19 protein-coding genes and 6 tRNA genes are annotated in these 25,864 nt (G+C 65.4%); 8 read left to right on the top strand and 17 right to left on the bottom strand.

Features of this window, described 5'->3' with window-relative positions:
• Positions 1–210 precede the first annotated feature (210 nt).
• The 11 genes from lon to AC3ITW_RS04300 all read right to left on the bottom strand — a co-directional run bounded on the left by lon (position 211) and on the right by AC3ITW_RS04300 (position 8,096).
• The gene (lon, locus tag AC3ITW_RS04350) at positions 211–2,661 is read right to left on the bottom strand and encodes an endopeptidase La (protein ID WP_012510194.1); all 2,451 of its coding nucleotides are present in this window, start codon (positions 2,659–2,661) and stop codon (positions 211–213) included.
• 142 nt (positions 2,662–2,803) lie between these two features.
• Positions 2,804–4,093, bottom strand: a complete 1,290-nt coding sequence (gene clpX, locus AC3ITW_RS04345; protein WP_004146319.1) for an ATP-dependent Clp protease ATP-binding subunit ClpX — start codon at positions 4,091–4,093, stop codon at positions 2,804–2,806.
• A gap of 126 nt (positions 4,094–4,219) precedes the next feature.
• Positions 4,220–4,846, bottom strand: a complete 627-nt coding sequence (clpP, locus tag AC3ITW_RS04340) for an ATP-dependent Clp endopeptidase proteolytic subunit ClpP (RefSeq protein ID WP_004146318.1) — start codon at positions 4,844–4,846, stop codon at positions 4,220–4,222.
• A gap of 76 nt (positions 4,847–4,922) precedes the next feature.
• A complete protein-coding gene (gene tig / locus AC3ITW_RS04335) occupies positions 4,923–6,218 on the bottom strand; it encodes a trigger factor (protein ID WP_012510193.1) in 1,296 nt (431 codons plus the stop codon).
• Positions 6,219–6,407: 189 nt separating this feature from the next.
• Positions 6,408–6,492, bottom strand: a tRNA-Leu gene (locus tag AC3ITW_RS04330).
• Positions 6,493–6,631: 139 nt separating this feature from the next.
• Positions 6,632–7,000 (bottom strand): hypothetical protein, encoded by a 369-nt coding sequence (locus AC3ITW_RS04325; protein WP_004146297.1) that lies wholly within the window; start codon positions 6,998–7,000, stop codon positions 6,632–6,634.
• Positions 7,001–7,225: 225 nt separating this feature from the next.
• Positions 7,226–7,301 (bottom strand) — tRNA-Lys (locus AC3ITW_RS04320).
• Between the two features lie 197 nt (positions 7,302–7,498).
• Positions 7,499–7,574 (bottom strand) — tRNA-Lys (locus AC3ITW_RS04315).
• A gap of 79 nt (positions 7,575–7,653) precedes the next feature.
• A tRNA-His gene (locus AC3ITW_RS04310) sits at positions 7,654–7,730 on the bottom strand.
• Positions 7,731–7,904: 174 nt separating this feature from the next.
• Positions 7,905–7,981, bottom strand: a tRNA-Arg gene (locus AC3ITW_RS04305).
• A 38-nt stretch (positions 7,982–8,019) separates the two neighbouring features.
• Positions 8,020–8,096: transfer RNA gene (locus AC3ITW_RS04300), tRNA-Pro, on the bottom strand.
• Positions 8,097–8,276: 180 nt separating this feature from the next.
• Here AC3ITW_RS04300 and AC3ITW_RS04295 point away from each other — a divergent pair.
• Together AC3ITW_RS04295 and AC3ITW_RS04290 are read left to right on the top strand one after the other, a co-directional pair.
• A complete protein-coding gene (locus tag AC3ITW_RS04295) occupies positions 8,277–9,035 on the top strand; it encodes a Bax inhibitor-1/YccA family protein (RefSeq protein ID WP_012510191.1) in 759 nt (252 codons plus the stop codon).
• A gap of 154 nt (positions 9,036–9,189) precedes the next feature.
• The gene (locus AC3ITW_RS04290) at positions 9,190–9,810 is read left to right on the top strand and encodes a flavin reductase family protein (RefSeq protein ID WP_197584859.1); all 621 of its coding nucleotides are present in this window, start codon (positions 9,190–9,192) and stop codon (positions 9,808–9,810) included.
• 3 nt (positions 9,811–9,813) lie between these two features.
• On the opposite strand, the gene AC3ITW_RS04285 is transcribed toward AC3ITW_RS04290, so the two are convergent.
• The 6 genes from AC3ITW_RS04285 to grxC form a co-directional block, all read right to left on the bottom strand.
• Positions 9,814–10,575: a sulfite exporter TauE/SafE family protein gene (locus AC3ITW_RS04285; protein WP_489390082.1), complete on the bottom strand. Its 762-nt coding sequence runs from the start codon at positions 10,573–10,575 to the stop codon at positions 9,814–9,816.
• Between the two features lie 25 nt (positions 10,576–10,600).
• Positions 10,601–11,509: a LysR family transcriptional regulator gene (locus AC3ITW_RS04280; protein ID WP_004146204.1), complete on the bottom strand. Its 909-nt coding sequence runs from the start codon at positions 11,507–11,509 to the stop codon at positions 10,601–10,603.
• Between the two features lie 83 nt (positions 11,510–11,592).
• Complete coding sequence (locus tag AC3ITW_RS04275; protein ID WP_012510188.1) at positions 11,593–12,327, bottom strand: cysteine hydrolase family protein; 735 nt, start codon at positions 12,325–12,327, stop codon at positions 11,593–11,595.
• Positions 12,328–12,586: 259 nt separating this feature from the next.
• On the bottom strand, positions 12,587–13,591 hold the full coding sequence (locus tag AC3ITW_RS04270) for an isocitrate dehydrogenase (RefSeq protein WP_012510187.1): 1,005 nt from the start codon (positions 13,589–13,591) through the stop codon (positions 12,587–12,589).
• 357 nt (positions 13,592–13,948) lie between these two features.
• Positions 13,949–14,341, bottom strand: a complete 393-nt coding sequence (locus AC3ITW_RS04265) for a carboxymuconolactone decarboxylase family protein (protein WP_004146041.1) — start codon at positions 14,339–14,341, stop codon at positions 13,949–13,951.
• The gene (grxC, locus tag AC3ITW_RS04260; RefSeq protein WP_004146039.1) at positions 14,338–14,628 is read right to left on the bottom strand and encodes a glutaredoxin 3; all 291 of its coding nucleotides are present in this window, start codon (positions 14,626–14,628) and stop codon (positions 14,338–14,340) included. Before grxC ends, AC3ITW_RS04265 begins: the two co-directional genes overlap by 4 nt.
• A gap of 142 nt (positions 14,629–14,770) precedes the next feature.
• Between grxC and AC3ITW_RS04255 the strand changes: the two genes are divergently transcribed.
• The 6 genes from AC3ITW_RS04255 (at position 14,771) to AC3ITW_RS04230 (ending at position 25,864) form a co-directional block, all read left to right on the top strand.
• Entirely contained in the window at positions 14,771–16,417 is a 1,647-nt protein-coding gene (locus tag AC3ITW_RS04255; protein WP_489390081.1) for a M48 family metalloprotease, read from the top strand.
• Between the two features lie 116 nt (positions 16,418–16,533).
• A complete protein-coding gene (phoB, locus tag AC3ITW_RS04250) occupies positions 16,534–17,223 on the top strand; it encodes a phosphate regulon transcriptional regulator PhoB (RefSeq protein WP_004146035.1) in 690 nt (229 codons plus the stop codon).
• Positions 17,224–17,329: 106 nt separating this feature from the next.
• A complete protein-coding gene (phoR, locus tag AC3ITW_RS04245; protein ID WP_489390080.1) occupies positions 17,330–18,661 on the top strand; it encodes a phosphate regulon sensor histidine kinase PhoR in 1,332 nt (443 codons plus the stop codon).
• Between the two features lie 4 nt (positions 18,662–18,665).
• Positions 18,666–20,753: a polyphosphate kinase 1 gene (ppk1, locus tag AC3ITW_RS04240; RefSeq protein WP_489390079.1), complete on the top strand. Its 2,088-nt coding sequence runs from the start codon at positions 18,666–18,668 to the stop codon at positions 20,751–20,753.
• Between the two features lie 362 nt (positions 20,754–21,115).
• Positions 21,116–22,642: an exopolyphosphatase gene (gene ppx / locus AC3ITW_RS04235; RefSeq protein ID WP_004146015.1), complete on the top strand. Its 1,527-nt coding sequence runs from the start codon at positions 21,116–21,118 to the stop codon at positions 22,640–22,642.
• 294 nt (positions 22,643–22,936) lie between these two features.
• On the top strand, positions 22,937–25,864 hold the full coding sequence (locus tag AC3ITW_RS04230; protein ID WP_032968906.1) for a TonB-dependent receptor domain-containing protein: 2,928 nt from the start codon (positions 22,937–22,939) through the stop codon (positions 25,862–25,864).

Genomic DNA, 25,864 nt, shown 5'->3' with positions numbered 1-25,864 from the left:
AACTCCTTTGGCGGTGGGTTCCGCAGATTCGACAGGGAAGCAACCGCACGCCTTCTGCATGCGGCCGCCATGTGGAAACGGTTCGCTGATTCAGTCATCGCCGACAGCGATCACTCATTCGCGAGTGCTGCTTTTATACCAGTGGCCCTACCCCCACGCAAGCTGGAAAGCCAGCAACGACGCGGGTTTCAAGCCATTGGACAGCGCGCGTCAATGCTTGACGCGCGCGCTTCCACTCGGTTTGGCCTTGCTGCGCACCGTGACGCGTTGCGCACTCTTGCGCGCCTTCTTCGGTGCCAGCGGACGCTCCAGCGCCAGGTCCAGGACTTCTTCGATGTACTTCACCGGCACGATCTGCAGATCGCGGGTGACGTTGGCCGGGATGTCGGCCAGGTCCTTGCGGTTCTCTTCGGGGATGATGACGGTGCGGATACCGCCACGCATTGCGGCCAGCAGCTTCTCCTTCAGGCCACCGATGGCAGTGACGCGACCACGCAGGGTGATCTCGCCGGTCATCGCCACATCGGCACGCACCGGCACCTTGGTCAGCATCGACACCAGCGAGGTGACCATCGCGGCACCGGCGCTGGGGCCGTCCTTCGGCGTGGCGCCATCGGGCACGTGCACGTGCACGTCGTGCTTCTGCAGGAAGTCGCTGTCGATGCCGAAGCCGACGGCGCGTGAACGCACCACCGACAGCGCCGCCGATGCCGATTCCTTCATCACGTTGCCGAGCTGGCCGGTCAGGATCAGCTGGCCCTTGCCCGGCACCAGCGTCGATTCGATCTGCAGCAGATCACCGCCCACTTCGGTCCAGGCCAGGCCGGTGACCAGGCCGATCTCGTTCTCTTCCTCGGCGCGACCGAAGTCGAAGCGACGCACGCCCAGGTACTTGTCCAGGTTCTTGCCGGTCACGCTGACCAGCGCCTTGGACTTCTTCGCCCCCTTCTTCGCCTTCACCGGCTGCGGGCCGGCCAGCGCGATCTCCTTCACCACCTTGCGGCAGATCTTGGCGATCTCGCGCTCCAGGTTGCGCACGCCCGATTCGCGCGTGTAGTAACGCACGATGTCCTGGATGGCATCGGCGCCGATTTCCAGCTCTTCCGGCTTCAGGCCGTTGGCCTTGATCTGCTTGGGCGACAGGTAACGGGTGGCGATGTTGAGCTTCTCATCCTCGGTGTAGCCGGGGATGCGGATCACTTCCATGCGGTCCAGCAGCGGGCCCGGAATGTTGAGTGAATTCGAGGTAGCCACGAACATCACTTCGGACAGGTCCAGGTCCACTTCCAGGTAGTGGTCGTTGAAGGCGTTGTTCTGCTCCGGGTCCAGCACCTCCAGCAGCGCCGACGACGGATCGCCACGGAAGTCCATCGACATCTTGTCGATCTCATCCAGCACGAACAGCGGGTTCTTGCTGCCGACCTTGTTGAGGTTCTGCACGATGCGGCCCGGCATCGAACCGACGTAGGTGCGGCGATGGCCACGGATCTCGGCTTCGTCGCGTACGCCGCCCAGCGACATGCGCACGAACTTGCGGTTGGTGGCCTTGGCGATGGACTGGCCCAGCGAGGTCTTGCCCACGCCCGGCGGACCGACCAGGCACAGGATCGGCCCCTTCATCTGCTTCACGCGTGACTGCACCGCCAGGTACTCAAGGATGCGTTCCTTGACCTTCTCCAGGCCGTAGTGATCGGCGTCGAGGGTGTCCTGCGCAGCCTTCAGGTCCTTGCGCACCTTGCTGCGCTTCTTCCACGGCACGCCCAGCAGCCACTCCAGGTAGTTGCGCACCACCGCCGCCTCGGCAGACATCGGCGACATCTGCTTGAGCTTGTTCAGTTCGTTGCGCGCCTTGGTTTCCACCGGCTTGGGCATGCCCGCTTCGGCGATCTTGCGGGCCAGCTCTTCCAGCTCGCCCGGTGCGTCGTCGAGGTCACCCAGTTCCTTCTGGATGGCCTTCATCTGTTCGTTGAGGTAGTACTCGCGCTGGCTCTTTTCCATCTGCGACTTCACGCGGCCGCGGATGCGCTTTTCCATCTGCTGCACGTCGATCTCGCCGTCGACCAGGCCGACCAGCATCTCCAGGCGGTCACCCACCGCCAGCGTTTCCAGCAGGCGCTGCTTGTCGGACAGGCGCACGCTGATGTGCGCGGCGATGGTGTCGGCCAGGCGCGCCGGCTCATCGATGCCGGACAGGGTCTGCAGCAGTTCCGGCGGCAGCTTGCGGTTGGTCTTCACGTACTGCTCGAACAGCGACATCAGCGAGCGGGCGATGGCCTCGACCTCGCGTGCTTCGCGTTCGTCGGTCGCGTCGATTTCCACGGCCTGGCCGTGCAGCGAGCCGTTGCGCTCGTCGACGTGGGTCACCTGCACGCGCGACAGGCCTTCGACCAGCACCTTGATGGTGCCGTCGGGCAGCTTCAGCAGCTGCAGCACCTGCGCCAGCGTACCGACCTGGTAGAGGTCGGCCGCATGCGGGTCATCGGTCTCGGCCGACTTCTGCGCCAGCAGCAGGATGCGCTTGTCCGCTTCCATTGCCTGTTCGAGTGCGTGCATGGACTTGTCACGACCGACGAACAGCGGGATGACCATGTGCGGGAACACCACTACGTCGCGCAGCGGCAGGACCGGCAGGTCGAGGGTTTCACTTGGGGAACGGGCCATGGGGGCTCCAGGGAAGGGGAAAACCGCCTCCGGGAGGGCATCTTCCGGAGACAAAAAAAGCCGATGGCCCCGTTATGGGGCCATCGGCTTTCAGATGCAAGGCGTTCGTTTAAAATCCTTTCAAATCAAAAACTTGAAAGGATCACTCGGCGCCTGCGGCCTTCTGTTCAGGGGCCGCCGGGGTCTGGTAGATCAGGTACGGCTCGGACTTGTGCTCGATCACCGACTCGTCCACCACCACCTTGCTGACGTTTTCCTGCGACGGCAGGTCGTACATGGTGTCCAGCAGGACCGATTCGACGATGGTGCGCAGGCCACGGGCGCCGGTCTTGCGCTTGAGCGCCTTCCTGGCAATGGCCGACAGCGCGTCCGGACGGAACTCCAGCTCGACGTTCTCCATCTCGAACAGCTTCTTGAACTGCTTGGTGATGGCGTTCTTCGGCTCGGTCAGGATCTTGATCAGGGCCGGCTCGTCCAGCTCCTCCAGGGTTGCCACCACCGGCAGGCGGCCGACGAACTCGGGGATCAGGCCGAACTTGATCAGGTCTTCCGGCTCGACTTCGGCCAGTACCTTGCCCACTTCCTGCTTGCGCTCGGCGCTCTTCACCTTGGCGCCGAAGCCGATGCTGCCGACGTCGGTGGAACGGGCCTGGATCACCTTGTCCAGCCCGGCGAACGCGCCGCCGCAGATGAACAGGATGTTCTTGGTGTCCACCTGCAGGAATTCCTGCTGCGGGTGCTTGCGGCCGCCCTGCGGCGGAACGCTGGCCACGGTGCCTTCGATCAGCTTCAGCAGGGCCTGCTGCACGCCTTCGCCGGACACATCGCGGGTGATCGACGGGTTCTCGCTCTTGCGCGAGATCTTGTCGATTTCATCGATGTAGACGATGCCCTGCTGCGCCTTCTCGACGTCGTAGTCGCACTTCTGCAGCAGCTTCTGGATGATGTTCTCCACGTCCTCGCCCACGTAACCGGCTTCGGTCAGCGTGGTGGCGTCGGCCATGGTGAACGGCACGTTGAGCAGGCGGGCCAGGGTCTCGGCCAGCAGCGTCTTGCCCGAACCGGTCGGGCCGACCAGCAGGATGTTCGACTTGGCCAGTTCGACCTCGTCGTTCTTCTGCCGGCTCTCGATGCGCTTGTAGTGGTTGTACACGGCCACGGCCAAGGTGCGCTTGGCACGGTTCTGGCCAATCACGTACTGGTCGAGGACCTCGAGGATCTCGCGCGGCTTGGGCAGCGAGCTGCGCGCCGACTGCGCCTTTTCCTCAAGTTCCTCACGGATGATGTCGTTGCACAGCTCCACGCATTCATCGCAGATGAACACGCTCGGACCCGCAATCAGCTTGCGCACTTCATGCTGGCTCTTGCCGCAGAAAGAGCAGTAGAGGATCTTGCCGGTGTCCGTGGAACGACCTTGGCGGTCTTCGCTCATGCTTCGCTTACCCAGTTACCCCACCCGCTGAACGGGGGTTCGATTCGAGAATAGCACAGGGCCGGAGGGACACCAGTCCCGCCCGACCCTGCAGGAACGGGGCCTCCAGGGCCCCGTGATGATGGCTCAGCCGGCCTGGATCGACTCATCCGGACGACGCTCCAGGACCTGGTCGACCAGACCATAGGCCTGTGCCTCGAACGCGCTCTTGAAGTTGTCGCGCTCGGTGTCGCGGGCGATCGTCTCCAGCGACTGGCCGGTGTGCTTGGCCAGCACTTCGTTCAGGCGCGAACGCAGGGTCAGGATCTCACGCGCGTGGATGTCGATGTCGGTGGCCTGGCCCTGGTAGCCACCCAGCGGCTGGTGGATCATCACGCGCGAATTCGGCAGCGCGTAGCGCTTGCCAGCTTCGCCCGCGGCCAGCAGCAGGGCGCCCATCGAGGCGGCCTGGCCGATGCAGGTGGTGCTCACATTCGGCTTGATGTACTGCATGGTGTCGTAGATCGCCATGCCGGCGGTGACCACGCCACCCGGCGAGTTGATGTAGATGTTGATGTCCTTTTCCGGGTTTTCCGATTCCAGGAACAGCAACTGCGCCACCACCACGTTGGCCATGTGATCGTCGATCGGGCCCACCAGGAAGATCAGGCGCTCCTTCAACAGGCGCGAATAGATGTCGTAGGCACGCTCGCCGCGGCTGGTCTGCTCGACCACCATCGGAACCAGGTTCAGGGCTTTGGTTCGGTTGTCCATTACGTGAGGTACCTATCTTGGGGGAAAACAACCCCGCGCCGGGACAGGCGCGGGGCATCCGGTGATCCGCCCCGGTTTACTGGCGGATCGCGTCCTGGAACGACAGCTTCTCTTCGGTGTGCTGGGCACGCTCGGCGATCCAGTCGATCACCTGCTCTTCCATCACGCGGTTCTGCAGGCCAGACATCAGCTGGGGGTCATTGCGGTACATCTCAATGACCTGCTCCGGCTCTTCGTAGGTCGAGGCGATCAGGCGCATCGTTTCGTTCAGGCGCTTGGCTTCCAGGCGCAGGTCGTTGACGCGGGCCACTTCGCCGACCAGCAGGCCGACCAGCACGCGCTTGGCAGCAGCGTCCTTGAAGCCTTCATGGGCATCGGCCGGAATCTCACCAACATTCTGGCCGTTGCGGCGGATCTGCTCGACCTGCTGGGCCAGCATGGCGCGGGCTTCGTTCTCGACCAGGCGCGGCGGCATTTCCACCGAGGCGTAGGCCGCGATCAGCTGCTCGCCCACTTCGCGGCGCAGGCGGTTCATCAGCGCACCCTTCAGCTCGCGCTCGAGGTTGGCGCGGATGTCGCTACGGAACTGCTCGACGTCGCCGCCCTTCACGCCGAAGCTCTTGATGAAGGCTTCGTCGACCGCCGGCACGACCGGCTCGGACACTTCGGCAACCTTCACGGTGACCTGCACGGTCTTGCCGGCCAGCACCGGCACGCGCCAGTCAGCCGGGAACTCGACATCCAGGGTCTTCTCTTCACCCTTGGCCAGGCCGACCAGACCCTTCTCGATGGTCTCGAACATCATGCCCTGGCCGAGCACGATCGAACCCTTCTCGGTGCCCTCGGCCGGCAGGCGCTCTTCGCCGGCCTGCGACCAGGTTTCCACCGCGACCAGGTCGCCATCCTGCGCGCCACGGCTGACCGGGGCCCAGGTACGACGCTGGTTCTGCAGGTTCTCGATCATCTGGTCGATGTCGGCATCGCTGATCTCGGCGCTGTGGCGCACGACGGTCAGCTTGCTGACGTCGATATCGCCGAAGTCCGGCACCACTTCGACGGTGGCCACGAAGGAGAACTCACCCTCCTCGCCCTTGTCGATGCGCGGGCTGCCGACGATGCGCAGGTCGTGCTCGCGCACGGCCGCATCGAAGGTTTCGCGCAGCAGGCCATCCAGCGCCTCACCACGGACCTGCGCGCCGAAGCGCTGCTCGATCACCTTGGCCGGCACCTTGCCCGGACGGAAACCCTTGATGCGGGTGGTACGGGCGATTTCGCCCAGGCGGCCGACGATGTGGCTCTGCAGACGGTCTTCCGGCAGCGAGAAGCTCAGGCGGCGTTCCAGGTTGCCGGTGGATTCGATCGAAGCTTGCATGTTGACTCCTGCCACCGGTGGCCCAGGCCCCCGGCTCGATGATTGGGATGAAACGGTTGTAAGGACACGACGTCTGGGACGCGCCTGCTTGCCGCAGCCCTTTAGTTTCGCCCAATTTGGCCTGCACTGCCAGCGCGTGCCGGTCAAGGGGGCGCAGATGGCCCAATCAGGGCGGGGACAGGCCGGCACTGGTGCGAAAGGGGGGACTCGAACCCCCACGCCTTGCGACACTGGAACCTAAATCCAGGGCGTCTACCAATTCCGCCACTTTCGCGTGGCCGGCACAGGGGCTCATTGTCGCAGGCGGGAGCGATGAGCGAAAGGCCTGCACAAAGCTGAATCCACCGCTCCAAAGCTGAAGCGGATCTGGCGGCCGCCGCGGACGGCGCTTTGCCGCCCGCGACGTCGACGCCTCAGTGTTGCGGTTCGGCGCGGGCCGGTGCGGCCTCGGCACTGGCGCCCGCCGCCGCATCCACCTTGCGGATCTCCACGCCGCCGTCGGCGGTGCGACGCAGGGCCACCGCTGCCGGCTCAGCCTTGCGGACATCCACCGAGCCGTCCGCGTTGCGCTGCACGTCCACCGCTTCGGGCAGGACCTCTGCCTCCGCCGGTCGTGCCGGATGCATCTGCATGGCCTCGCCGGCCTGTTGTGCCGGAACGCTCTGAGCATCGGCATCGCGCTCGACGGTCTGGGCTGGATCACTGTCCGGCGTACAGGCGGTCAACGCCCCCAGCACAAGCGGGCACAACACCATCAGGCGCAGTCGATTGATAGCGGCCATCAACATCTTCCTTCGTGCATGCGCCATCGGCGCGGAAGATCCATTGGGAGCGATACAGGACACGCCGCGGTGAGAAGCAGCGCACAGCATTGAAAACACCGATGACGCGTATGCCCCTGATTTCAGCACCGCTTCAGTAGATCCACGCCATGCGTGGATGAAGCGCAGCCCGGCCCGGCGCACAGGCAAGAAAAAAGCCACTTGGCGGACCAAGTGGCTTTCGTCTGGTGGGCTGTCAAGGATTCGAACCTTGGACCTATTGATTAAGAGTCAACTGCTCTACCAACTGAGCTAACAGCCCGAAATCGGGGCGCGAATTATGACCCGATCCGCTCGGTGGGCGCAAGCACTTTTTTCAACGCCGTTGAAAGCAGCACTGCGATCCCGCTCCCGCAGAAGACCCGCACCAGCCGGGCCTTCGCAGCATGTCCGCCGTCGAATCGAAGGGGTCACACTTATAAGAAAAAAGCCACCTGGCATGCCAGGTGGCTTCTGTCTTGGTGGGCCGTCAAGGATTCGAACCTTGGACCTATTGATTAAGAGTCAACTGCTCTACCAACTGAGCTAACGGCCCGTGAAACTCAGACGCACATTGTAACGTGCCTTCTGTTTATTGCAATACCGTGTCGGCTGCGCCGATGCGGTTGAATCAGTGGGGTGGCTGAGGGGATTCGAACCCCCGACCACCGGAATCACAATCCGGTACTCTAACCAACTGAGCTACAGCCACCACTGAAACTTTTGCTCCCGCGCCGGTGCAACTGGCGCTGGTGCTTCAAACGTCTGCCTGGGGACTGTCACCGAAGTTCCGGTCCGCCGAAGCGAGTCCGATATTCTGGTGGAGACTTCAGGCTTTTGCAAGCACTTCTTCACATCCGCAGATGCGACCCCGGTGCCTCGCCGATGGCGCGCCCGACAGGAATCGAACCTGTAACCGCCGGCTTAGAAGGCCGGTGCTCTATCCAGTTGAGCTACGGGCGCCCAGACCGAACGGTGTCCAATCCGACGTGGCGTGGGATTGGTCGGGGTAGAGGGATTCGAACCCCCGACATCCTGCTCCCAAAGCAGGCGCGCTACCAGACTGCGCTATACCCCGGTCTTGCAATCCCCTCGGGCCAGGCCCGGGGAGCTGGTCATTGTGGCCAAGCGCATCGCGAACTGTCAACGCAGGATGTGCAGGCCTGACGCCTGCCACAGCGCCGGAAGCAGTCATCGGCTATGCTCGCGACCATCGGCCGGATGGCCGTCCTGACCTTCATTCGCACGGAGAACGCGCATGCGCAGCGGCAACCCGGCTCTTTCCGAGTCCACCTTCCTCGACCTCGCCAGCGGCTCGGTGGTGACCAGCCCCGACCAGGCCATGACCCTCAACGGCACCGTCAACAAGACCGGCTTCCTGCTGCTGCTGACCGTGCTGACCGCCGCCTTCGCCTGGAACCAGACCATCGATGATTACGGCCAGGTCATGGCCGGCGCCAAGCTGTATGCCATGGGCGGCGCCATCGGCGGCCTGGTGCTGGCGCTGATCACCGTGTTCAAGAAGGAGTGGTCGCCGGTCACCGCACCGATGTACGCGCTGGTGGAAGGCCTGTTCCTGGGCGCCATATCGGCGGTGTTCAACGCCAAGTTCCCGGGCATCGTGTTCCAGGCGGTGCTGCTGACTTTCGGCACCCTGTTCGCGCTGCTGTTCGCTTATCGCAGCGGCCTGATCAAGGCCACCGAGAACTTCAAGATGGGCGTGGTCGCAGCGACCGGCGGCATCGCCCTGCTCTACCTGGCCTCGTTCGTGCTGGGCTTCTTCAACATCAACGTGCCTGTGATCCACGACTCCAGCTGGCTGGGCATCGCCTTCAGCCTGTTCGTGGTAGTCGTGGCCGCGCTGAACCTGGTGCTGGACTTCGACTTCATCGAGACCGGTGTCGCCCAGCGTGCACCGAAGTACATGGAGTGGTATGGCGCATTCGGCCTGATGGTGACCCTGGTGTGGCTGTATGTGGAGTTCCTGCGCCTGCTGTCGAAGATCCAGCAGCGCTGAGTCACCCCATGCCGTAAACGACAAGCCGCGATCCGCGAGGGTCGCGGCTTTTTTGTGGGTCGCGCCTGCTCGACTGTTTCAGGCGGTAGAGTCGAGCTTGCTCGACTGATGCCGATCCAGTCGAGCAAGCTCGACTCTACGGAACAACACCCCCATGCCCGACACCTTCCACAGCTACCGCCCGGCCGACGGCCATCGCCTGCCACACGACCCATTCAACGCCATCATCGGCCCGCGCCCGATCGGCTGGATTTCCAGCTGCGATGCCGAGGGCACACTGAACCTGGCGCCCTACAGTTTCTTCAACGCCTTCAACTACACCCCTCCAATCATCGGCTTCTCCAGCCAGGGCCGCAAAGACTCGTTGCGCAACATCGAAGCCACCGGGGAATTCGTCTGGAACCTGGCCACCTTCGACCTGGCCGAGGCAATGAACGAAAGCTGCCGCGCGGTCGCGGCGCAGGTCGATGAGTTCGCCCTGGCCGGGCTGACCCCGCTGGCGTCCACGCAGGTAGCGCCACCCCGTGTGGCACAGAGCCCGGTGAGCATGGAATGCCGCTGCACCCAGATCGTGCGCCTGCGCGATGCGGCCGGTCAGGACACCAACGGCTGGCTGGTGCTGGGTGAAGTGGTTGCGGTGCATATCGAAGCACGGCTGCTGGTCGATGGCATCTACGACACTGCGGCAGCGGCCCCCATCCTGCGCGGCGGCGGCCCCGCCGATTACTTCCGGATCGGCGCCGAACAGCGCTTCCGCATGTTCCGCCCGGCCTGAACCTCAGCCGGTAACGGGGCGCGCCAGCAGCACCGGAAGCGACGAGGCCAGCAGCGCGATGCCTGACGCGGTGAGCAGGCTCAGCACGACCTGCCGGAAGCGCGCCTCGCTGATGCCGATGTAGACCCGCGCACCCAGCAGCGTGGGCACCAGCATGGCCGGTGCCACGATGGCGAAGTACGGCAGCATCCGGCGGTCTACCAGACCACTGCCAACGTAGGTGGCCATGGTCACCGCCAGCATCGCCAGATTGAAGTTCTGGATGACCGCGCGCTGCTCGTCCTTGCCGAAGCCGCGCAGCGTGCTCCACAGCGTCGGTACCGGGCCGGCAAAGCCACCGATGCCACTGAGCACGCCACCGGCCATGCCGGCGATCGCGTCCCCGAAACGGCCTCCGACGGTGATCGGCGGCAGCGAGCGCGCCATCAGCATCACCGGGCACCACAGCGCCAGGAAGCCACCCAGCAGCGCCTTGAACCAGTTCATATCGAGCTGCGGCAGCACCATCACGCCCAGCGGAATACCAGCCAATCCACCGAGTACGAACGGCAGCAGCAGGCGCAGGTTGAAGCCGCGGCGCACGGTGAACACCGCTACCAGCTGGCCAACCAGTGCACCGAACACCGACAGCGTGGCCGCCAATCGCGGCTCCAGTCCCCATGCCCAGAACGACATCGCCACCATGCCGAAGGCGAAGCCGGACAGCCCCTGCACGAATCCGGCGACAATCGCGCCCAGCGCCACCAGCAGATACACCGACTCCATCACCACCTCGGTTGCAGCTGCGCGGCTAGCCTGCCGCGCCAACCTGTGCAGCGTAGTGCGCGGCGAGGTGCTCGACCAGCGCGCGCACCTTGGGGGCGAGTGCCCTGGCATGCGGGTACAGCGCGAAGTAGTGTCGCTGCCCGGCATGCCAGGCGGGCAGCACGCGGATCAATCGACCGGCGCGCAGGTCTTCCTGCACGGTGAGCGCAGTGAACAGGCTGATGCCCATGCCGGCCAACGCGGCGGCGTACAACGCGGGCGTAGCGTCCACGCGCAGCCGTTGGCCCGCTTCGATGCTCGCGGTGGCACCGCGCGGCCCCTGCAGCTGCCAGGGCAGCATTGACGGCGTGGGGCTGAAGCCGAGCAGCGTGTGCTGCGCGAGATCCGAAGCCTGGCGGGGGAGACCGTGCCGCGCCAGATAGGCCGGTGCAGCGACCAGGATCCGCGGGCAGCTGGCCAGTTCGCGCGCGACCAGCTGGCTGTCCGGCAACGAAGCCGCGATGCGCAGCGCCAGGTCGAAACCACCGCCCACCACATCGACCAGCTGGTCGTCGGCAGAAAGATCCAGCGTCACCTGCGGGTAGCGCTGCAGGAACGACGGCAGCCAATGCGGCAACTCCTGGCTGGCCACGACCTGCGGCACGCTGATGCGTACCGTGCCGCTGGGCTGTGCCTGCCCGGCACGCGCACGATCGTCGGCTTCCTGCAGGCGATCCAGCAGCGCTGCCGCCTCGCGGTAGTAATCGCGACCGGCCTCGGTCAGTGACAGCCGGCGACTGTTGCGATCGAGCAGTCGAACCTGCAGGTGCTCTTCCAACTGCCGCAGTTGCCGCGACATCGCCGAATGGGTGGTTCCCAGGCGTTCAGCGGCAGCAGTGAAACTGCCCGCGTCGACGATGGCGCGCAGCGCACGCAGGGCGGCGAAGTGATCCATCGGCGGGCAGCTCCAGGTGGCGGGGCCCGCGGCATGCGGGCCCCGCCAGCTTATCAAGCGGCTTCGCAACAGCGGCGTGCGGCTTACTTGCCGGCTACCACCGGCAAGGCCAGGATCGCATCGGTGCTCAGGACATCACCGAAGGTGTCTTCGATCTGCGCCAGCGAGGCCTCATGCAGCGCGCGATGATCGATGCGCTGGCCACCGGCCAGGTCCAGATCGCGACTGGCAGTTGCATCGGATGCCACGATCACCCGGTAACCACGCGGTGCGGCTGCGGCATCGCGGGCGGCACCGGCCACGCAGGCATGGGTCTGCAGGCCAGTGACGATCAAGGTGTCGATGCCCGCATCCTTCAGTACCTTGTCGAGCACGGCGGCCGAGTTGCCAGCGAACACGCTGACGTTGTCCTTCTGCACCACGGTCTCACCCTTGCGCGGCTGCAGGTCGCGATGGAAGGCGGCATTGACGCTGCCCTGCGCGAACAGCGGCGCGCCGGCCGGCAACACATGCTGCACATGGATGACGCGGATGCCGTGGGCATCGGCGAACTCGACCACCCGCTTCGCCTGCCGCAGCGCGGCCACGCCATCGGGGATGACCATGCGGCCACCGGCAAAGCCCGGAGCAGCGTTGCCGTCGAAGTACTCGTTCTGGAAGTCGATCACCAGCACGGCGGTCTTCGCCGCATCCAGCGAAGCCGCAACAGGCGCGCCAGCCATGTGGCGGATGGTGGGATGGGCAGGTTCGGCAGCGGTGACGGGGGTAGCGGCGGCCATGCCGATCAGGCTGGCCAGACCAAAGGCGGTGAGGTTCATGTTCAAGCTCCTGTGCGGTGGAAAGTGGGCACATGATGCGGAGCGAAAGGCGCACGATCCAGCCGTGTAAAAGCACATGATCTGTGCAAATTACGCACAGACTGACATTGTAGAGTCGAGCCATGCTCGACTGCTTTTGCCTTTCGTCTGGGGCCCCTGAAAGAGCAGTCGAGCATGGCTCGACGCTACACAGGCGTCCAAACGCAGCGGGGCGCCCGAAGGCGCCCCGCTGTGGATCCAACCGAGGTCTGGCGGCCGCTTACAGGCGGGTAGCGATGGCCTTGGCGAAGCTCATGGTGGTGCCGCTGCCGCCCAGGTCGCCGGTCAGCGAATCCTTGGCTTCCATGGTGGCCACGATGGCCTTGCGCAGGCGCTCGGCGTTTTCCGGCTGGCCGACATGGTCCAGCATCTGTGCCGCTGCCAGCAGCAGTGCGCACGGATTGGCCTTGCCCTGGCCGGCGATATCCGGCGCGGTGCCGTGCACGGCCTCGAAGATCGCCGCGTCCTTGCCGATGTTGGCACCCGGGGCCAGGCCCAGGCCGCCCACCAGACCGGCACACAGGTCGGAGATGATGTCGCCGAACAGGTTGGTGGTAACGATCACGTCGAACTGTTCCGGACGCATCACCAGCTGCATGCAGCAGTTGTCGACGATCATTTCCTGGAACTCGATGTCCGGGTACTGCGCGGCCACTTCACGGGCGACGTTCAGGAACAGGCCCGAGGTCGACTTGATGATGTTGGCCTTGTGCACCGCGGTGACCTTCTTGCGGCCGACACTGCGGGCCAGCTCGAAGGCGTAGCGCACGATGCGCTCGGAGCCCTTGCGGGTGATGCGGGTGCCGGAGAAGGCGGTCTCGCCGTCGGCCGACACTTCCTGGCCTTCAGCCAGGTAGGCGCCTTCGGTGTTCTCGCGAACGGTGATCAGGTCGACGTTGTCGAAACGCGACTTGGTGTTCGGGAAGGTGTGGGCCGGACGCACATTGGCGTACAGGTCGAAGTGGCGACGCAGGCTGACGTTGATCGAGGTGAAGCCACCACCGACCGGGGTGGTCAGCGGGCTCTTCAGCGCGACCTTGTTGCGCGCGATCGATTCCAGGGTCACCGCCGGCATCAGGTCGCCGTGCTTTTCCAGGGCCACCAGGCCGGCGTCGGCGTCTTCGTACTCCAGGCCAGTCTTGAGCTGGTCGAGCACGAACAGGGTAGCGTCCATGATTTCCGGGCCAATGCCGTCGCCGCGGATGACCGTAATTTTCTGCGTCATTGATCGATGTTCCGAACAGGGGGAAAAACGCCGTCCGGACGTGCCCGGAAACGCCGGCGCAAAGGAAGTTTCACCCGCAATTATGCCTTAGCCGGGCCCGGCTACCCAAGTAGACCATGGTCCTGACCCCGGCAAAGGCATAATTGCCCGCGCATTCCTCCTCTACCCCCGCCTGTCGGCGCGCCCCTTCAACAAGAAGGGGCTCCTGGGCTGTTGGATCGCGGGGAGGGCGCCTCGCACGTCCGGTGGTGCCGGCCGCTGGCCGGCAACCTCGACCATGTCGGGTTAACGGGATGCCGGCCAGCGGCCGGCACTACCGGGAGGGCCACAGGGCCCGGTTCCCGGAGCCCGCCAGGTTCAGTGCGCGTGCGCTTCGGGGGCGGCGGCGCCGCCTTCGAGCTGGTCGAGGAAGTCGACCGCGCGGCGCAGGTGCGGGATGACGATCGAGCCGCCGACCACCAGGCCGACCGAGAAGGTCTCGAAGAACTCTTCACGGGTCACCCCGGCGTCCTTGCACTGGGCCACGTGGTAGCTGATGCAGTCGTCGCAGCGCAGCACCATCGAGGCCACCAGTCCCAGCAGCTCCTTGGTCTTCACGTCCAGCGCGCCGGCCTGGTAGGTCTGCGTGTCCAGCGCGAAGAAGCGCCGCACCACCTGGTTCGGCTCGCCCAGGATCCGCTCGTTCATGCGCTTGCGGAAATCGGTGAACTCGGCGATGCGGTCCTTGCTGCCGTCGTCGGCCGCGCTCATGCCTGGCCCTGCCCGGCCAGCAGCGGCTCGAGCTTGCCTTCACGGTGCAGGGCCATCATGTCGTCGTAGCCGCCCACGTGGACGTCGCCGACGAAGATCTGCGGCACGCTGGTACGGCGGGTCCTGGCCATCATCTTCTCGCGCTCGACCGGGTCCAGGTCGATGCGGACCTCGGTCCACTGCTGGCCCTTGCTCTTCAGGAAGTTCTTGGCGGCCACGCAGTACGGGCAGACGGCGGTGGAATAGATGGTGATGGCGGGGGCACCGCCGGCGGTCTGGGCTGTCACGGGAAACTCCACGATGGATCGACGGTCTACATATGGTACCGGTGCGCTGGAATTTCCACGCCACGGCCGCAACACTGTGGATTAACGAATGGTTGCCCCCCGCCCTGCCACGCTTGGCACGCCCTGCCCGAGGACCCTCTGCTTGCGAGCCCTGCTGCTGACTACCGCCGTCACCCTGGCCCTGGCCATGCCGTTGGCCCAGGCCCAGGAGAAGCTGCCCGACATCGGCTCCTCGGCCGGCGAGCTGCTGACCCCGGCCCGCCAGGCCGAGTACGGCGCGATGATGCTGCGCGAGCTGCGCAACTACGGCTACCTGCTGGATGACCCGCTGGTCAACGACTGGCTGCAGACCATGGGTACCCGGCTCGGCTCCAACAGTGACCAGCCACGCCAGCCCTACACCTTCTTCGTGATGAAGGACCGGCAGATCAATGCCTTCGCCACGCTGGGCGGCTATATCGGGGTCAATGCCGGCCTGGTGCTGACCGCCGAACGCGAGGACGAGGTGGCTGCGGTGCTGTCGCACGAAATCGCCCACGTCACCCAGCAGCACGTGCTGCGCGGGGTCGAGCGCGCGCAGCGCGACCAGATTCCGATTCTGCTCGGCATGCTGGCAGCCGTGGTGGCCGCCCAGGCCAGCAACAGCACCTCCTCGGGCAACGCAACCATGGCCGCGATCAGCTCGGGCATGGGCCTGATGCAGCAACGCCAGATCAACTACACCCGCTCCAACGAGTCCGAGGCCGACCGCCTCGGCATCCGCACGCTGGCGCGCAGCGGCTACGACGTGGATGCGATGGCCGGCTTCTTTGAGCGGATGTCGGCGGCGATGCGCGGCAACGAGGGCGGCTACAGCGTCCCCGAGTTCCTGCGAACGCACCCGGTCAACATCACCCGCATCAGCGAAGCCAAGGCCCGCGCCGACCAGATGAAGAAGGACACGGTGCTGCTGACCACCAGCACCCCCAGCGGTGAGCGCAAGGAACGGGTGGACCCGGCAGACCCCAGCCTGGCCGAACCGCTGCTGCGTGGAAACAACCCGTTGCTGCCCAGCAGCGTGCTGCGTATTCCGATGGGCCAGCTCAGCCGTGGCGCCAGCGGCGACTTCGATTGGGCACGCGAGCGCCTGCGCGTGCTCAGCGCGGATTCCACCACCGAGCTGGAGCGCGAGTATGCGGACATGGCCAAGCGCCAGAAGGACGGTCTCAACGACGCCCAGCGCTATGGCCAGGCCCTGGCCATGATGCGGAGCGGTCGCAACGGCGCCACGCAGGCCCGGCAGACGCTGGCGGGCCTGCTGCAGACCCGCCGGGACAACCTGTGGCTGGCACTGGCCCTGGGGGAGGCCGAACTGCGTGCCGGGCAGGCCGCCCAGGCCAACAGCCGCTTCGAGCAGCTGCTGCGTGAGCACCCCAACAGCCGCCCGGTGGCGCTGACGTATGCCGAAATCCTGAACGAACAGGGCAACCGCGAGGCCGGCCAGCGCGCGCAGGCCATGCTGCGCCCCCTGCTGTCGCAAAGTGGTAACGATCCGGTCTTCCAGCAGCGTTATGCCCGCGCCAGCGAACTGGCTGGTGACAGCGTGCGGGCCAGCGAGGCCTATGCCGAGGCGGCCTTCCTCAGCGGCCGCCCGGAACAGTCGCTGATGCAGCTGCAGGCGCTCAAGCGCAATCCGGCGCTGGACTATGTGGGCCGGGCCCGGGTGGACGCTCGCATCGAGGCGATCACCCCCACCGTGCTGGAACTACGCCGGCAGGGCGTGCAGGACCCGGACCTGGACCGCCGCTGAGCGCTGCATGACCGGCCGATGGCAATCCGCGCGGGTTCCGGCCGGTTGGTCACAAACATGTCATCAAACCGTAGTCTACTGGCACCACTCCAGTAACCGAGCCCTACGGTGTCCTCGTGCAGAAACGCATCCTGATCGTCGACGACGAGCCCGCGATCCGTGAAATGGTCGCCTTCGCCCTTCGCAAGGGCGATTACGAACCGGTCCACGCCGGCGACGCCCGCGAGGCCCAGACCGCGATCGCCGACCGCGTTCCGGACCTGATCCTGCTGGACTGGATGCTGCCCGGCACCAGCGGCCTGGACCTTGCCCGCCGTTGGCGCAAGGAAACCCTGACCCGCGAAGTGCCGATCATCATGCTGACCGCACGCGGCGAAGAGAACGACCGCGTCGGTGGCCTCGAAGCCGGCGTTGACGACTACGTGGTCAAGCCGTTCTCGGCGCGCGAACTGCTGGCCCGCATCCGCGCCGTCATGCGCCGTGCCCGCGAGGACGACGAGGACGGCAGCGTTGCGGTTGGCCCGATCCGCATCGACGGCGCCGCCCACCGCGTGTTCGCCAACGACCAGCCGGTGCCGATCGGCCCGACCGAATACCGCCTGCTGCACTTCTTCATGACCCACCCGGAGCGCGTCTACACCCGCGCCCAGCTGCTGGACCATGTGTGGGGCGGCAGCGTGTACGTGGAAGAACGCACCATCGACGTGCACATCCGCCGCCTGCGCAAGACGCTGGAACCGTTCAACGCAGAGAACATGGTGCAGACCGTGCGCGGCGCCGGCTACCGCTTCTCCACCTCCACCTGAGTCTCGTCGTGCCGGCACCGCGCACCCGCGGGTGCCGGCGCCGGCAACTCTGCTATAACCCTCGGTTCACCCCAGTGAACCGCCGCACCTCAACGACGAGATCGCAATGCCCCGCCACATCCGCTCTGCCTGGTTGAAGACCCTGGCCACTGTCGCCGCGGTACTGCTGTTCTCCGGACTGGTGGGGTGGTTCACGGGTCATCTGTGGTTGTGCATCGCACTGGGCGCACTGGCGACCCTCACCTGGCATTACTGGCGGCTGCGCAGCGTGCTGCGCCGGCTGACCGCGCGCCAGCGCTGGGATACCGCCGAAGAAGGCACCGGCGTCTGGAACGAGTTGGACCGCCTGCTGTACCGCAACCAGGTGGAGATGCGCGTGCGCAAGCGCCGCCTGCTGGACATGCTGCGCAGTTATCGCGCCGCGGCCGCCGCACTTCCCGATGCGGTGGTGGTGCTGGATCGCAACAGCCAGCGCGTGCAGTGGTTCAACGAGGCAGCCACCGCCCTGCTCGGCCTGCATCACCCCGGCGATCTCGGCGAGGCGCTGGTCGAGCGCCTGCAGCCGATGCCGCTGGCGCACTGGCTGGCCGGCGGCCGCAATGCCGAGCCGATCCTGGATGTGCCCTCGCCGGTCGATCCGGCAATCCGCCTCAACCTGCGCCTGATTCCCTATTCGTCGGACTACTGGCTGCTGATCGCCCGCGACGTCAGCAAGCTGCTGCGCCTGGAACAGGTGCGCCGCGATTTCGTGGCCAACGTTTCACATGAGCTGCGCACGCCACTCACCGTGGTCCACGGCTACCTGGACATGATGGACCCGGAAGACTTCCCGGGAACCGGACCGATGCTGGAAGAGATGCGCAAGCAGAGCCAGCGCATGGCCCAGCTGGTGGAAGACCTGCTGACCCTGTCACGGCTGGAATCGCAGGAGCACAGCGAGGAAGAGACCGTGGCGATGCAGCCGATGCTGGCGACGCTGCGCCGCGAGGCCGAAGCGCACAGCCAGGGCCGCCACCAGATCAGCATCGACGACCTCGCCAGCGTCGACCTGCAGGGCTCGACCAAGGAACTGCACAGTGCGTTCTCCAACCTGGTCACCAATGCGGTGCGCTACACCCCGGCCGAGGGCCGCATCGCGGTCGAGTTCCGTCGCGAAGGCGATGGCGCGGTGCTGGCGGTACGCGACTCCGGCTATGGCATCCCGGCCAACCATCTGCCGCGCCTGACCGAACGTTTCTACCGTGTCTCCAGCAGCCGTTCGCGCGAGAGCGGTGGTACCGGCCTGGGCCTGTCCATCGTCAAGCACATCCTCGGCCTGCATCACGCACGGCTGGAGATTGAAAGCGAAGTCGGCAAGGGCTCGGTGTTCTCCTGCCATTTCGATGCCGACCACGTGCGCCCGCGCGAGTCCGCCCCCCTGACCTCCATCGAAGAATGACGCCATGAGCAGCCTCGGATCCCTCCCCCTCCCCGTGAGCCCGGACAACGATCCGTTGCGCGACCCGGCGCTGTACATCAACCGCGAACTGTCGCAGCTGGATTTCAACTTCCGCGTGCTGGCACAGGCGATGGACCCGCAGGTGCCGCTGCTGGAGCGCCTGCGCTTCATGTGCATCTCCTGCACCAACCTCGACGAGTTCTTCGAGATCCGTGCCGCTGCCGTGCGCCACGCGCAGGAATTCGGCCTGCCACCGGCGCCGGATGGAATGAGCCCACAGGCCATCCTCAACGCCATCCACGACCGCGCCGCGGAACTGGTCGACCAGCAATACCGCTGCTGGAACGAGACACTGCGCCCGGCATTGATGGACGCCGGCATCGGCGTGCTCGGCCGCCACTCCTGGACGCACCGCCAGAAACGCTGGCTGCGTGCCTACTTCCGCAACGAGATCATGCCGGTGCTGTCACCACTGGGCCTGGATCCGGTGCACCCGTTCCCGAAGATCCTCAACAAGTCGCTGAACATCGTGGTGGTGCTGAAGGGTACCGATGCGTTCGGCCGCACCGGCCACCTGGCCATCGTGCGTGCGCCGCGCTCGCTGCCGCGCATCATCCAACTGCCGGAGAAGCTCGGCGGGCCGCAGAACTTCGTGTTCCTGTCCTCGGTGCTGTCCACCTTCGTCGACGAGCTGTTCCCGGGCCTGGAAGTCCAGGGCGCCTACCAGTTCCGCGTCACCCGCAACTCCGAACTGGTGGTGGACGAGGAAGAAGTAGAGAACCTGGCACTGGCGCTGCGCGACGAGCTGGTCGACCGTGGCTACCGGCCGGCGGTGCGGCTGGAGATCGCCCACGACATGCCGCGCGAGATCGTGCGCACCCTGCTGCAGAATTTCGGCCTGACCGAGAACGCGGTGTACCGCATCGACGGCCCGGTCAACCTCAACCGCATCATCCAGCTGTACGACCTGATCGCGCAGCCTGACCTGAAGTACCCGCCGATGACCCCGCGCACCTTGCGCGACAACGACGGCATCTTCGAGACCACGGCCCGTCAGGACCTGCTGCTGCATCACCCGTTCGACGCCTTCACCGCCGTGCTGGACCTGATCCGGCAGGCCGCGATCGACCCCAACGTGCTGGCGATCAAGCAGACCCTGTACCGCACCGGCAAGGATTCGCTGATCGTCGACGCACTGATCCAGGCCGCACGCAACGGCAAGGACGTGACCGTGGTGGTCGAGCTGCGCGCCCGTTTCGACGAAGAGGCCAACCTCGGCCTGGCCGATCGCCTGCAGGAAGCCGGCGTGCAGGTGGTGTATGGCGTGGTCGGCTACAAGACCCACGCCAAGATGCTGCTGATCGTGCGCCGCGAGGGCCGCAAGCTGCGCCGTTACGTGCACCTGGGTACCGGCAACTATCACAGCGGTACCGCCCGCGCGTACACCGACATCAGCCTGATCACCGCCGATCCGGACATCGGCAACGACGTGCACCTGCTGTTCCAGCAGCTGTCCGGGCTGGCCTCGAAGATGAAGCTCAAGCGCCTGCTGCAGTCGCCCTTCACCCTGCACACCGGCATCCTCGGCCGCATCGAGCGCGAAACGCGCATCGCCGCCGCTGGCCGCCCGGCGCGGATCATCGCCAAGATGAACGCCCTGAACGAACCGCAGGTGGTGCGCGCGCTGTACGCCGCCTCGCAGGCCGGCGTGCAGATCGACCTGATCATCCGCGGTGCCTGCACCCTGCGTCCCGGTGTGCCGGGCGTGTCGGACAACATCCGGGTGCGCTCGATCGTCGGCCGCTTCCTTGAGCACAGCCGTGTGTACTGGTTCGGCAACGACGGCGCACCGGAGCTGTACTGCGCCAGCGCCGACTGGCTGGAACGCAACCTGCTGCGCCGGGTCGAAACCTGCTTCCCGATCCTCGACCCGGGACTGGCCAAGCGGGTTTACCGCGAGGTCCTGCAGAACTACCTCGATGACAATCTCAACGCCTGGGACCTGGACGCCGACGGCATCTACCACAAGCGTGCCCCGGCCCACGACGAGGCACCGCATTCTGCGCAGATGGCACTGATGCAGGGTCTCTGACACGGTGTGTCGACCAAGGTCGACACCTACCAAGAGCGGTAGGCACCGATTTTGGTCGGGATTGGATCAGTGCCGACCAACGGTCGGCACCCACAACCGGATCGCGGAAATCTGTCGAAGGCGGGGTGGGTCCGGTTGAGGGGGTGTGAGCGGCATGGATGCCGCGACCAAGCCCCCATGGACGGGTTTACAGCGTCCCCCTCAACCGGACCTACCCCGCCATCCCACGGATGGCCCGCTGTTGCTTTTGCCGTTGCCGTTGATTCGGCAGGTGCAGGGCGCAGCCCTGCCGCACTCCCCTCTTCCAAAATGTGAAGGTCGCGCGGTGACGAGCACACCGCCCCTTCGGCTAACATTCGTCCATGCCGCATACCACCACGACTCCGCCCGCATTGCAGGATGGCGACCTGCTGGCCGCCATCGACCTTGGCTCCAATAGTTTCCACATGGTCATCGCGCGCTACACGCTCGGCCAGCTGCGGGTGATCGACCGCCTGCGCGAAACGGTGCGCATGGCCGATGGCCTGGATGGCAAGGGTGGACTTTCCGCCGCCGCGCGACAGCGCGCGCTGGAGTGCCTGGCCCGTTTCGGCCAACGCATCCGCAATGTGCCGCCGCACCAGGTACGCGCGCTGGCCACCAATACCGTGCGTCAGCTGCGCTCGCCGCAATCGTTCCTGGTTCCGGCCGAGACCGCGCTCGGGCATGCGATCGAAGTGGTCAGCGGCCGCGAAGAGGCGCGCCTGATCTATCTGGGCGTGGCCCACGCGCAGCCACCCAAGCCCGGCCAGCGCCGGCTGGTGATCGACATCGGCGGCGGCTCCACCGAATTCATCATCGGCATGGGCATGCAGACCCTGGAGCGCGAAAGCCTGCAGGCCGGCTGCATCGCCAGCACCCGTCGTTTCTTCCCGGGTGGCAAGCTGAGCAAGAAACGCTGGAAAGATGCACTGGCCGAGATCGGCCGCGAGTTCCAGCCCTTCGCCAGCAAGTACCGGGCGCTGGGCTGGCAGGAAGCACTGGGTTCATCGGGAACGCACAAGGCGATCAGCGAAATCTGCGCGACCATGAAGCTGAGCAAGGGCGCGATCACCGCCGAAGCCCTGCCGCAGCTGCGCGACGAACTGCTGAAAGCCAAGAAGATCGACGACATCGAACTGCCGGGCCTGTCCAGCGACCGCCGCCCGATCATCGCCGGCGGCATCCTGGTGCTGGAGGCCGCCTTCCAGGCACTGGGCCTGCAGAAGCTGCTGGTCAGCAAGGCGGCGATGCGCGAAGGCATCCTCTACGACATCGTCGGCCGCGCTGGCGAAAACGACCTGCGTGACGAATCGGTCACTGCGCTGACCCAGCGTTATGGCATCGACACCGTGCAGGCCGACCGCGTGCAGGACACCGCGCTGTCGCTGCTGGAGCAGGTGCAGGAACGCTGGAAGCTCGACGCCGACGACGCACGCATGCTCGGCTGGGCCGCGCGCCTGCACGAGCTGGGGCTGATGATCGCCCACAGCGGCTACCACGTGCATGGCAGCTACGTGCTGGAGAACTCGGATATCGCCGGCTTCTCGCGGCAGGAACAGCAGATGCTGGCCGCGCTGGTGCGCAGCCACCGCCGCAGCGTGACCAAGACCGCCTTCGATGCCCTGCCCGAACGCCTGCTGCAGACCGCGCGCAGGCTGGCCGCGCTGCTGCGCTTGGCGGTGCTGCTCAACCGCGCCCACGAGGACGACCCGATGCCGGGGCTGGAGCTGACCGCGGACGACAACCGGCTGTCGCTGATCGTGCCGCAGGCGTTCATCGATGCCCGCCCGCTGCTGCGGGCCGACCTGATCGGCGAAACCGACGGCATCGCCGGCCTGGGCATCCAGTTCCGTCCGTTCGTGGCCTGACCCCCCACACCCCAGGACAGGCGCGTCATTACGCGCCGCGTTCTGCGCGTTTTTCGCGCAATTCCTGCTGCATCGCAGCAGTTGAAAGCGACCTGCACGCCCACGTCAACAACTTAAGCATCTGCTTTTGTTCATTTTTCGTGAAATGACGTGATGAGAAACGACAAATTTCGACACGGTCTCTTTACAGGACATTAACCAACGAGACTACTATCGGTCGTCGGTCTGATTAACGACCGGCTTCATCGACGCCCGGAGTGGCGTCTCGTGTACGACCTGAGAGAGAGATCGTTAATGACTTCACGTACCACCGCGCTGGGCCAGGCCATCCGTTACGCCCTGGCGACCACCGCAACGCTGGCTGCCCTGCCCGCCTTCGCCCAGAGCAGCAACGCTGCACCGACCACCCTGGATCGCATCGAGATCACCGGTTCGCGCATCCGCCAGGTCGACGTCGAAACCGCCCAGCCGGTGCTGGCCCTGTCCCGCCTGGACATCGAACGCCAGGGCTTCAGCTCGGTATCGGACATCCTGCAGAACGTCACCGCAATGGGCAGCCCGACCATCAGCCGCGCCAACGTGCTGTCGGCTGGTGAAGACGCCGGTGGTACCTACGTCAACATGCGCAACCTCGGCACCCAGCGCACGCTGGTGCTGGTCAACGGCAAGCGCTTGGGCATCAGCACCTCCGGCTTCCAGGACGTGTCGACCCTGCCGGTGTCGGCAGTGGAGCGCATTGAAGTCCTGAAGGACGGCGCCTCGGCCATCTACGGCTCCGACGCGATGGCCGGCGTGATCAACATCATCACCCGCACCAACGTCACTGGCATCACCGCCAACGTCTACCATGGCCAGTACGGCGAAGGCGACGGCGCACGTGATCGCTTCGACGTGGTTGCCGGCTGGTCCAACGACCGCTTCTCGGCCACCTTCGCCGCCGAACACTCCGAAGAAAAGGGCGTGTGGGCGCGTGACCGTGGCTTCAGCCGCTACAGCAACACCGACCGCCACCCGACCGACGGCTGGACCACCAACAGCCAGTGGGGCCAGTTCTTTGGCGTGAAGGGTGGCCCGGGCTGCACCAATGCGAAGGAAGGCTGCAACTACGCACTCAACCGCGGCAGCGACCCGACCAACCCGGCCAACTACCACTTCACCGATCCGACCGCGTTCACCGGTGACGTCAGCAACACCAATGATCAGATGCACCTGAGCTATCCGATCAAGCGTGATTCGCTGTACTTCTCGGGCCAGGCCAACATCACCGACAACGTGCGCTTCAAGGCCGAACTGGGCTACAACAAGCGCAGCTCGACCCGCGTCACCGCCGGCTATCCGTTCGATGTCGACGTCGCCAAGATCAACCCGATGTCGATCGACAGCTACTTCAACCCGTTCGGCAACCAGCATGGCTATGCCACGCCGACCGAAGTGAAGTGGAACCGTCGCCTGTGGGAGCTGCCGCGCACCAGCACCAGCGAACTGAAGACCTACCGCGCGGTGGCCGCGTTCGACGGCTCGTTCGAGATCGGTGAGCGCTACTTCGACTGGGAAGTGGGCTACCAGTACAACAAGAACGAGCTGCGCCAGCACACCACCGGCAACCTGCACAAGGGCCGCGTACAGGCCGCCACCGGTCCGTCGTACTTCAACGCCAGCACCGGCAAGGTCGAATGCGGCAAGCCGGGTGCGCCGATCGCCGGCTGCCTGCCGTGGAATCCGCTGGTTCCGTACGGCGTGGACAGCCCCTATGGCATGACCAACAACCAGGCCCTGCAGGACTGGCTGTTCCCGGCCGAGAACGCGACTGGCCGCACCACCTCCAAGAACGCCTTCGCCACCATCAGCGGCAGCCTGTTCACCCTGCCTGCCGGTGACCTGGGCTTTGCCTTCGGCGTGGAAAACCGCGAAGAAACCGGCAAGTTCGTGCCGGACGCGCTGGCCCAGACCGGTGCCACCACCAACCTGGCCGCTGGCCCGACCGGTGGCTCGTACAAGGTGAAGGAAGCCTACCTGGAGTTGAATGTTCCGGTGCTGGCCGACCTGCCGGGCGCACGTGAGCTGAGCCTCAACGCCGCGACCCGCTTCTCGGACTACAACACCTTCGGCAACACCCTCAACAGCAAGTTCGGCTTCAAGTGGAAGCCGATCGACCAGCTGCTGGTGCGCGGTACCTGGGCGCAGGGCTTCCGTGCCCCGACCATCTCCGACCTGTACGGCGGTGGTTCGGAAACCTTCGCCAACTTCTCGGATCCGTGTGACAGCAAGTACGGTTCGGCCAAGAGCAGCGCCGAAGTGCGTGCCCGCTGCGCGAGGGACATCGCTGATGTCGCCAACTTCCGCCAGCTGGACAGCAGCAACAAGCCGACGGAAGGCTCGGTCGCCGCTACGCCGACCCCGTTCATCGGTGGTTCGAACCCGAACCTGAAGCCGGAAACCTCGACCAGCCGCACCCTGGGCGTGGTCTGGAGCCCGACCTTCGTCAGCAACCTCAATGTCTCGCTGGACTGGTGGAAGATCCGCATCGACGACACCATCGTCGATGACAGCCCGAACCAGATCCTGATCGACTGCTACGAGCAGGGCCTGGCCGATCGTTGCGCGCGCTTCACCCGCAATCCGTCCAACGGCATCGTCACCGGCCTGAAGTTCGGCGGCCGCAATGCCGGCTTCGCCGAGGTCGAAGGCTACGACATGGACCTGTCGTACCGCCTGGAAACCGACTACGGCAAGCTGAGCACCTCGTGGTCGACCACTTACGTGGCCAAGGACATCTCGCGCTCGTCGAACGACAGCACGATCGTGCCTACCGTCAGCAACGGCATCGTGACCAACACGGGCATCGGCTTCCGCGTACGTTCCAACCTGACCGTGGGCTGGGATCTGGAGAACTTCGGCGTGAGCTGGACCGCGCGCTACTACTCCAGCGTCAAGGAACAGTGCGTCAACCCGACCAAGTACGCCGACGAGTGCTCGGATCCGGGCGTGATCGCGCCGTGGTACAAGGGCGCACGCAACTACAACGAGCGTGGCGCGGTGACCTTCCATGACGTGCAGTTCCGCTACAACCTGCCGTGGGACGCCACCGTCTCCGTCGGCGCCAACAACGTGTTCGACAAGCAGGGCCCGGTCATGTACACCAAGCCGCGCTCGGTGTTCTCGTACTACGGCGGCTACGACATCGGTCGTTTCATCTACATGAAGTACACCCAGCGCTTCTGA

The organism is Stenotrophomonas sp. KH_052 (assembly GCF_057838755.1).
This window is presented reverse-complemented; position numbering and strand designations above follow the sequence as displayed.

What these genes read in the sequence shown, in the direction of transcription:
- lon (WP_012510194.1), bottom strand. Translation starts at nt 2,661, where the DNA reads ATGGCCCGTTCCCCAAGTGAAACCCTCGACCTGCCGGTCCTGCCGCTG.
- clpX (WP_004146319.1), bottom strand. Translation starts at nt 4,093, where the DNA reads ATGAGCGAAGACCGCCAAGGTCGTTCCACGGACACCGGCAAGATCCTC.
- clpP (WP_004146318.1), bottom strand. Translation starts at nt 4,846, where the DNA reads ATGGACAACCGAACCAAAGCCCTGAACCTGGTTCCGATGGTGGTCGAG.
- tig (WP_012510193.1), bottom strand. Translation starts at nt 6,218, where the DNA reads ATGCAAGCTTCGATCGAATCCACCGGCAACCTGGAACGCCGCCTGAGC.
- AC3ITW_RS04325 (WP_004146297.1), bottom strand. Translation starts at nt 7,000, where the DNA reads ATGGCCGCTATCAATCGACTGCGCCTGATGGTGTTGTGCCCGCTTGTG.
- AC3ITW_RS04295 (WP_012510191.1), top strand. Translation starts at nt 8,277, where the DNA reads ATGCGCAGCGGCAACCCGGCTCTTTCCGAGTCCACCTTCCTCGACCTC.
- AC3ITW_RS04290 (WP_197584859.1), top strand. Translation starts at nt 9,190, where the DNA reads ATGCCCGACACCTTCCACAGCTACCGCCCGGCCGACGGCCATCGCCTG.
- AC3ITW_RS04285 (WP_489390082.1), bottom strand. Translation starts at nt 10,575, where the DNA reads ATGGAGTCGGTGTATCTGCTGGTGGCGCTGGGCGCGATTGTCGCCGGA.
- AC3ITW_RS04280 (WP_004146204.1), bottom strand. Translation starts at nt 11,509, where the DNA reads ATGGATCACTTCGCCGCCCTGCGTGCGCTGCGCGCCATCGTCGACGCG.
- AC3ITW_RS04275 (WP_012510188.1), bottom strand. Translation starts at nt 12,327, where the DNA reads ATGAACCTCACCGCCTTTGGTCTGGCCAGCCTGATCGGCATGGCCGCC.
- AC3ITW_RS04270 (WP_012510187.1), bottom strand. Translation starts at nt 13,591, where the DNA reads ATGACGCAGAAAATTACGGTCATCCGCGGCGACGGCATTGGCCCGGAA.
- AC3ITW_RS04265 (WP_004146041.1), bottom strand. Translation starts at nt 14,341, where the DNA reads ATGAGCGCGGCCGACGACGGCAGCAAGGACCGCATCGCCGAGTTCACC.
- phoR (WP_489390080.1), top strand. Translation starts at nt 17,330, where the DNA reads ATGCCCCGCCACATCCGCTCTGCCTGGTTGAAGACCCTGGCCACTGTC.
- ppk1 (WP_489390079.1), top strand. Translation starts at nt 18,666, where the DNA reads ATGAGCAGCCTCGGATCCCTCCCCCTCCCCGTGAGCCCGGACAACGAT.
- ppx (WP_004146015.1), top strand. Translation starts at nt 21,116, where the DNA reads ATGCCGCATACCACCACGACTCCGCCCGCATTGCAGGATGGCGACCTG.
- AC3ITW_RS04230 (WP_032968906.1), top strand. Translation starts at nt 22,937, where the DNA reads ATGACTTCACGTACCACCGCGCTGGGCCAGGCCATCCGTTACGCCCTG.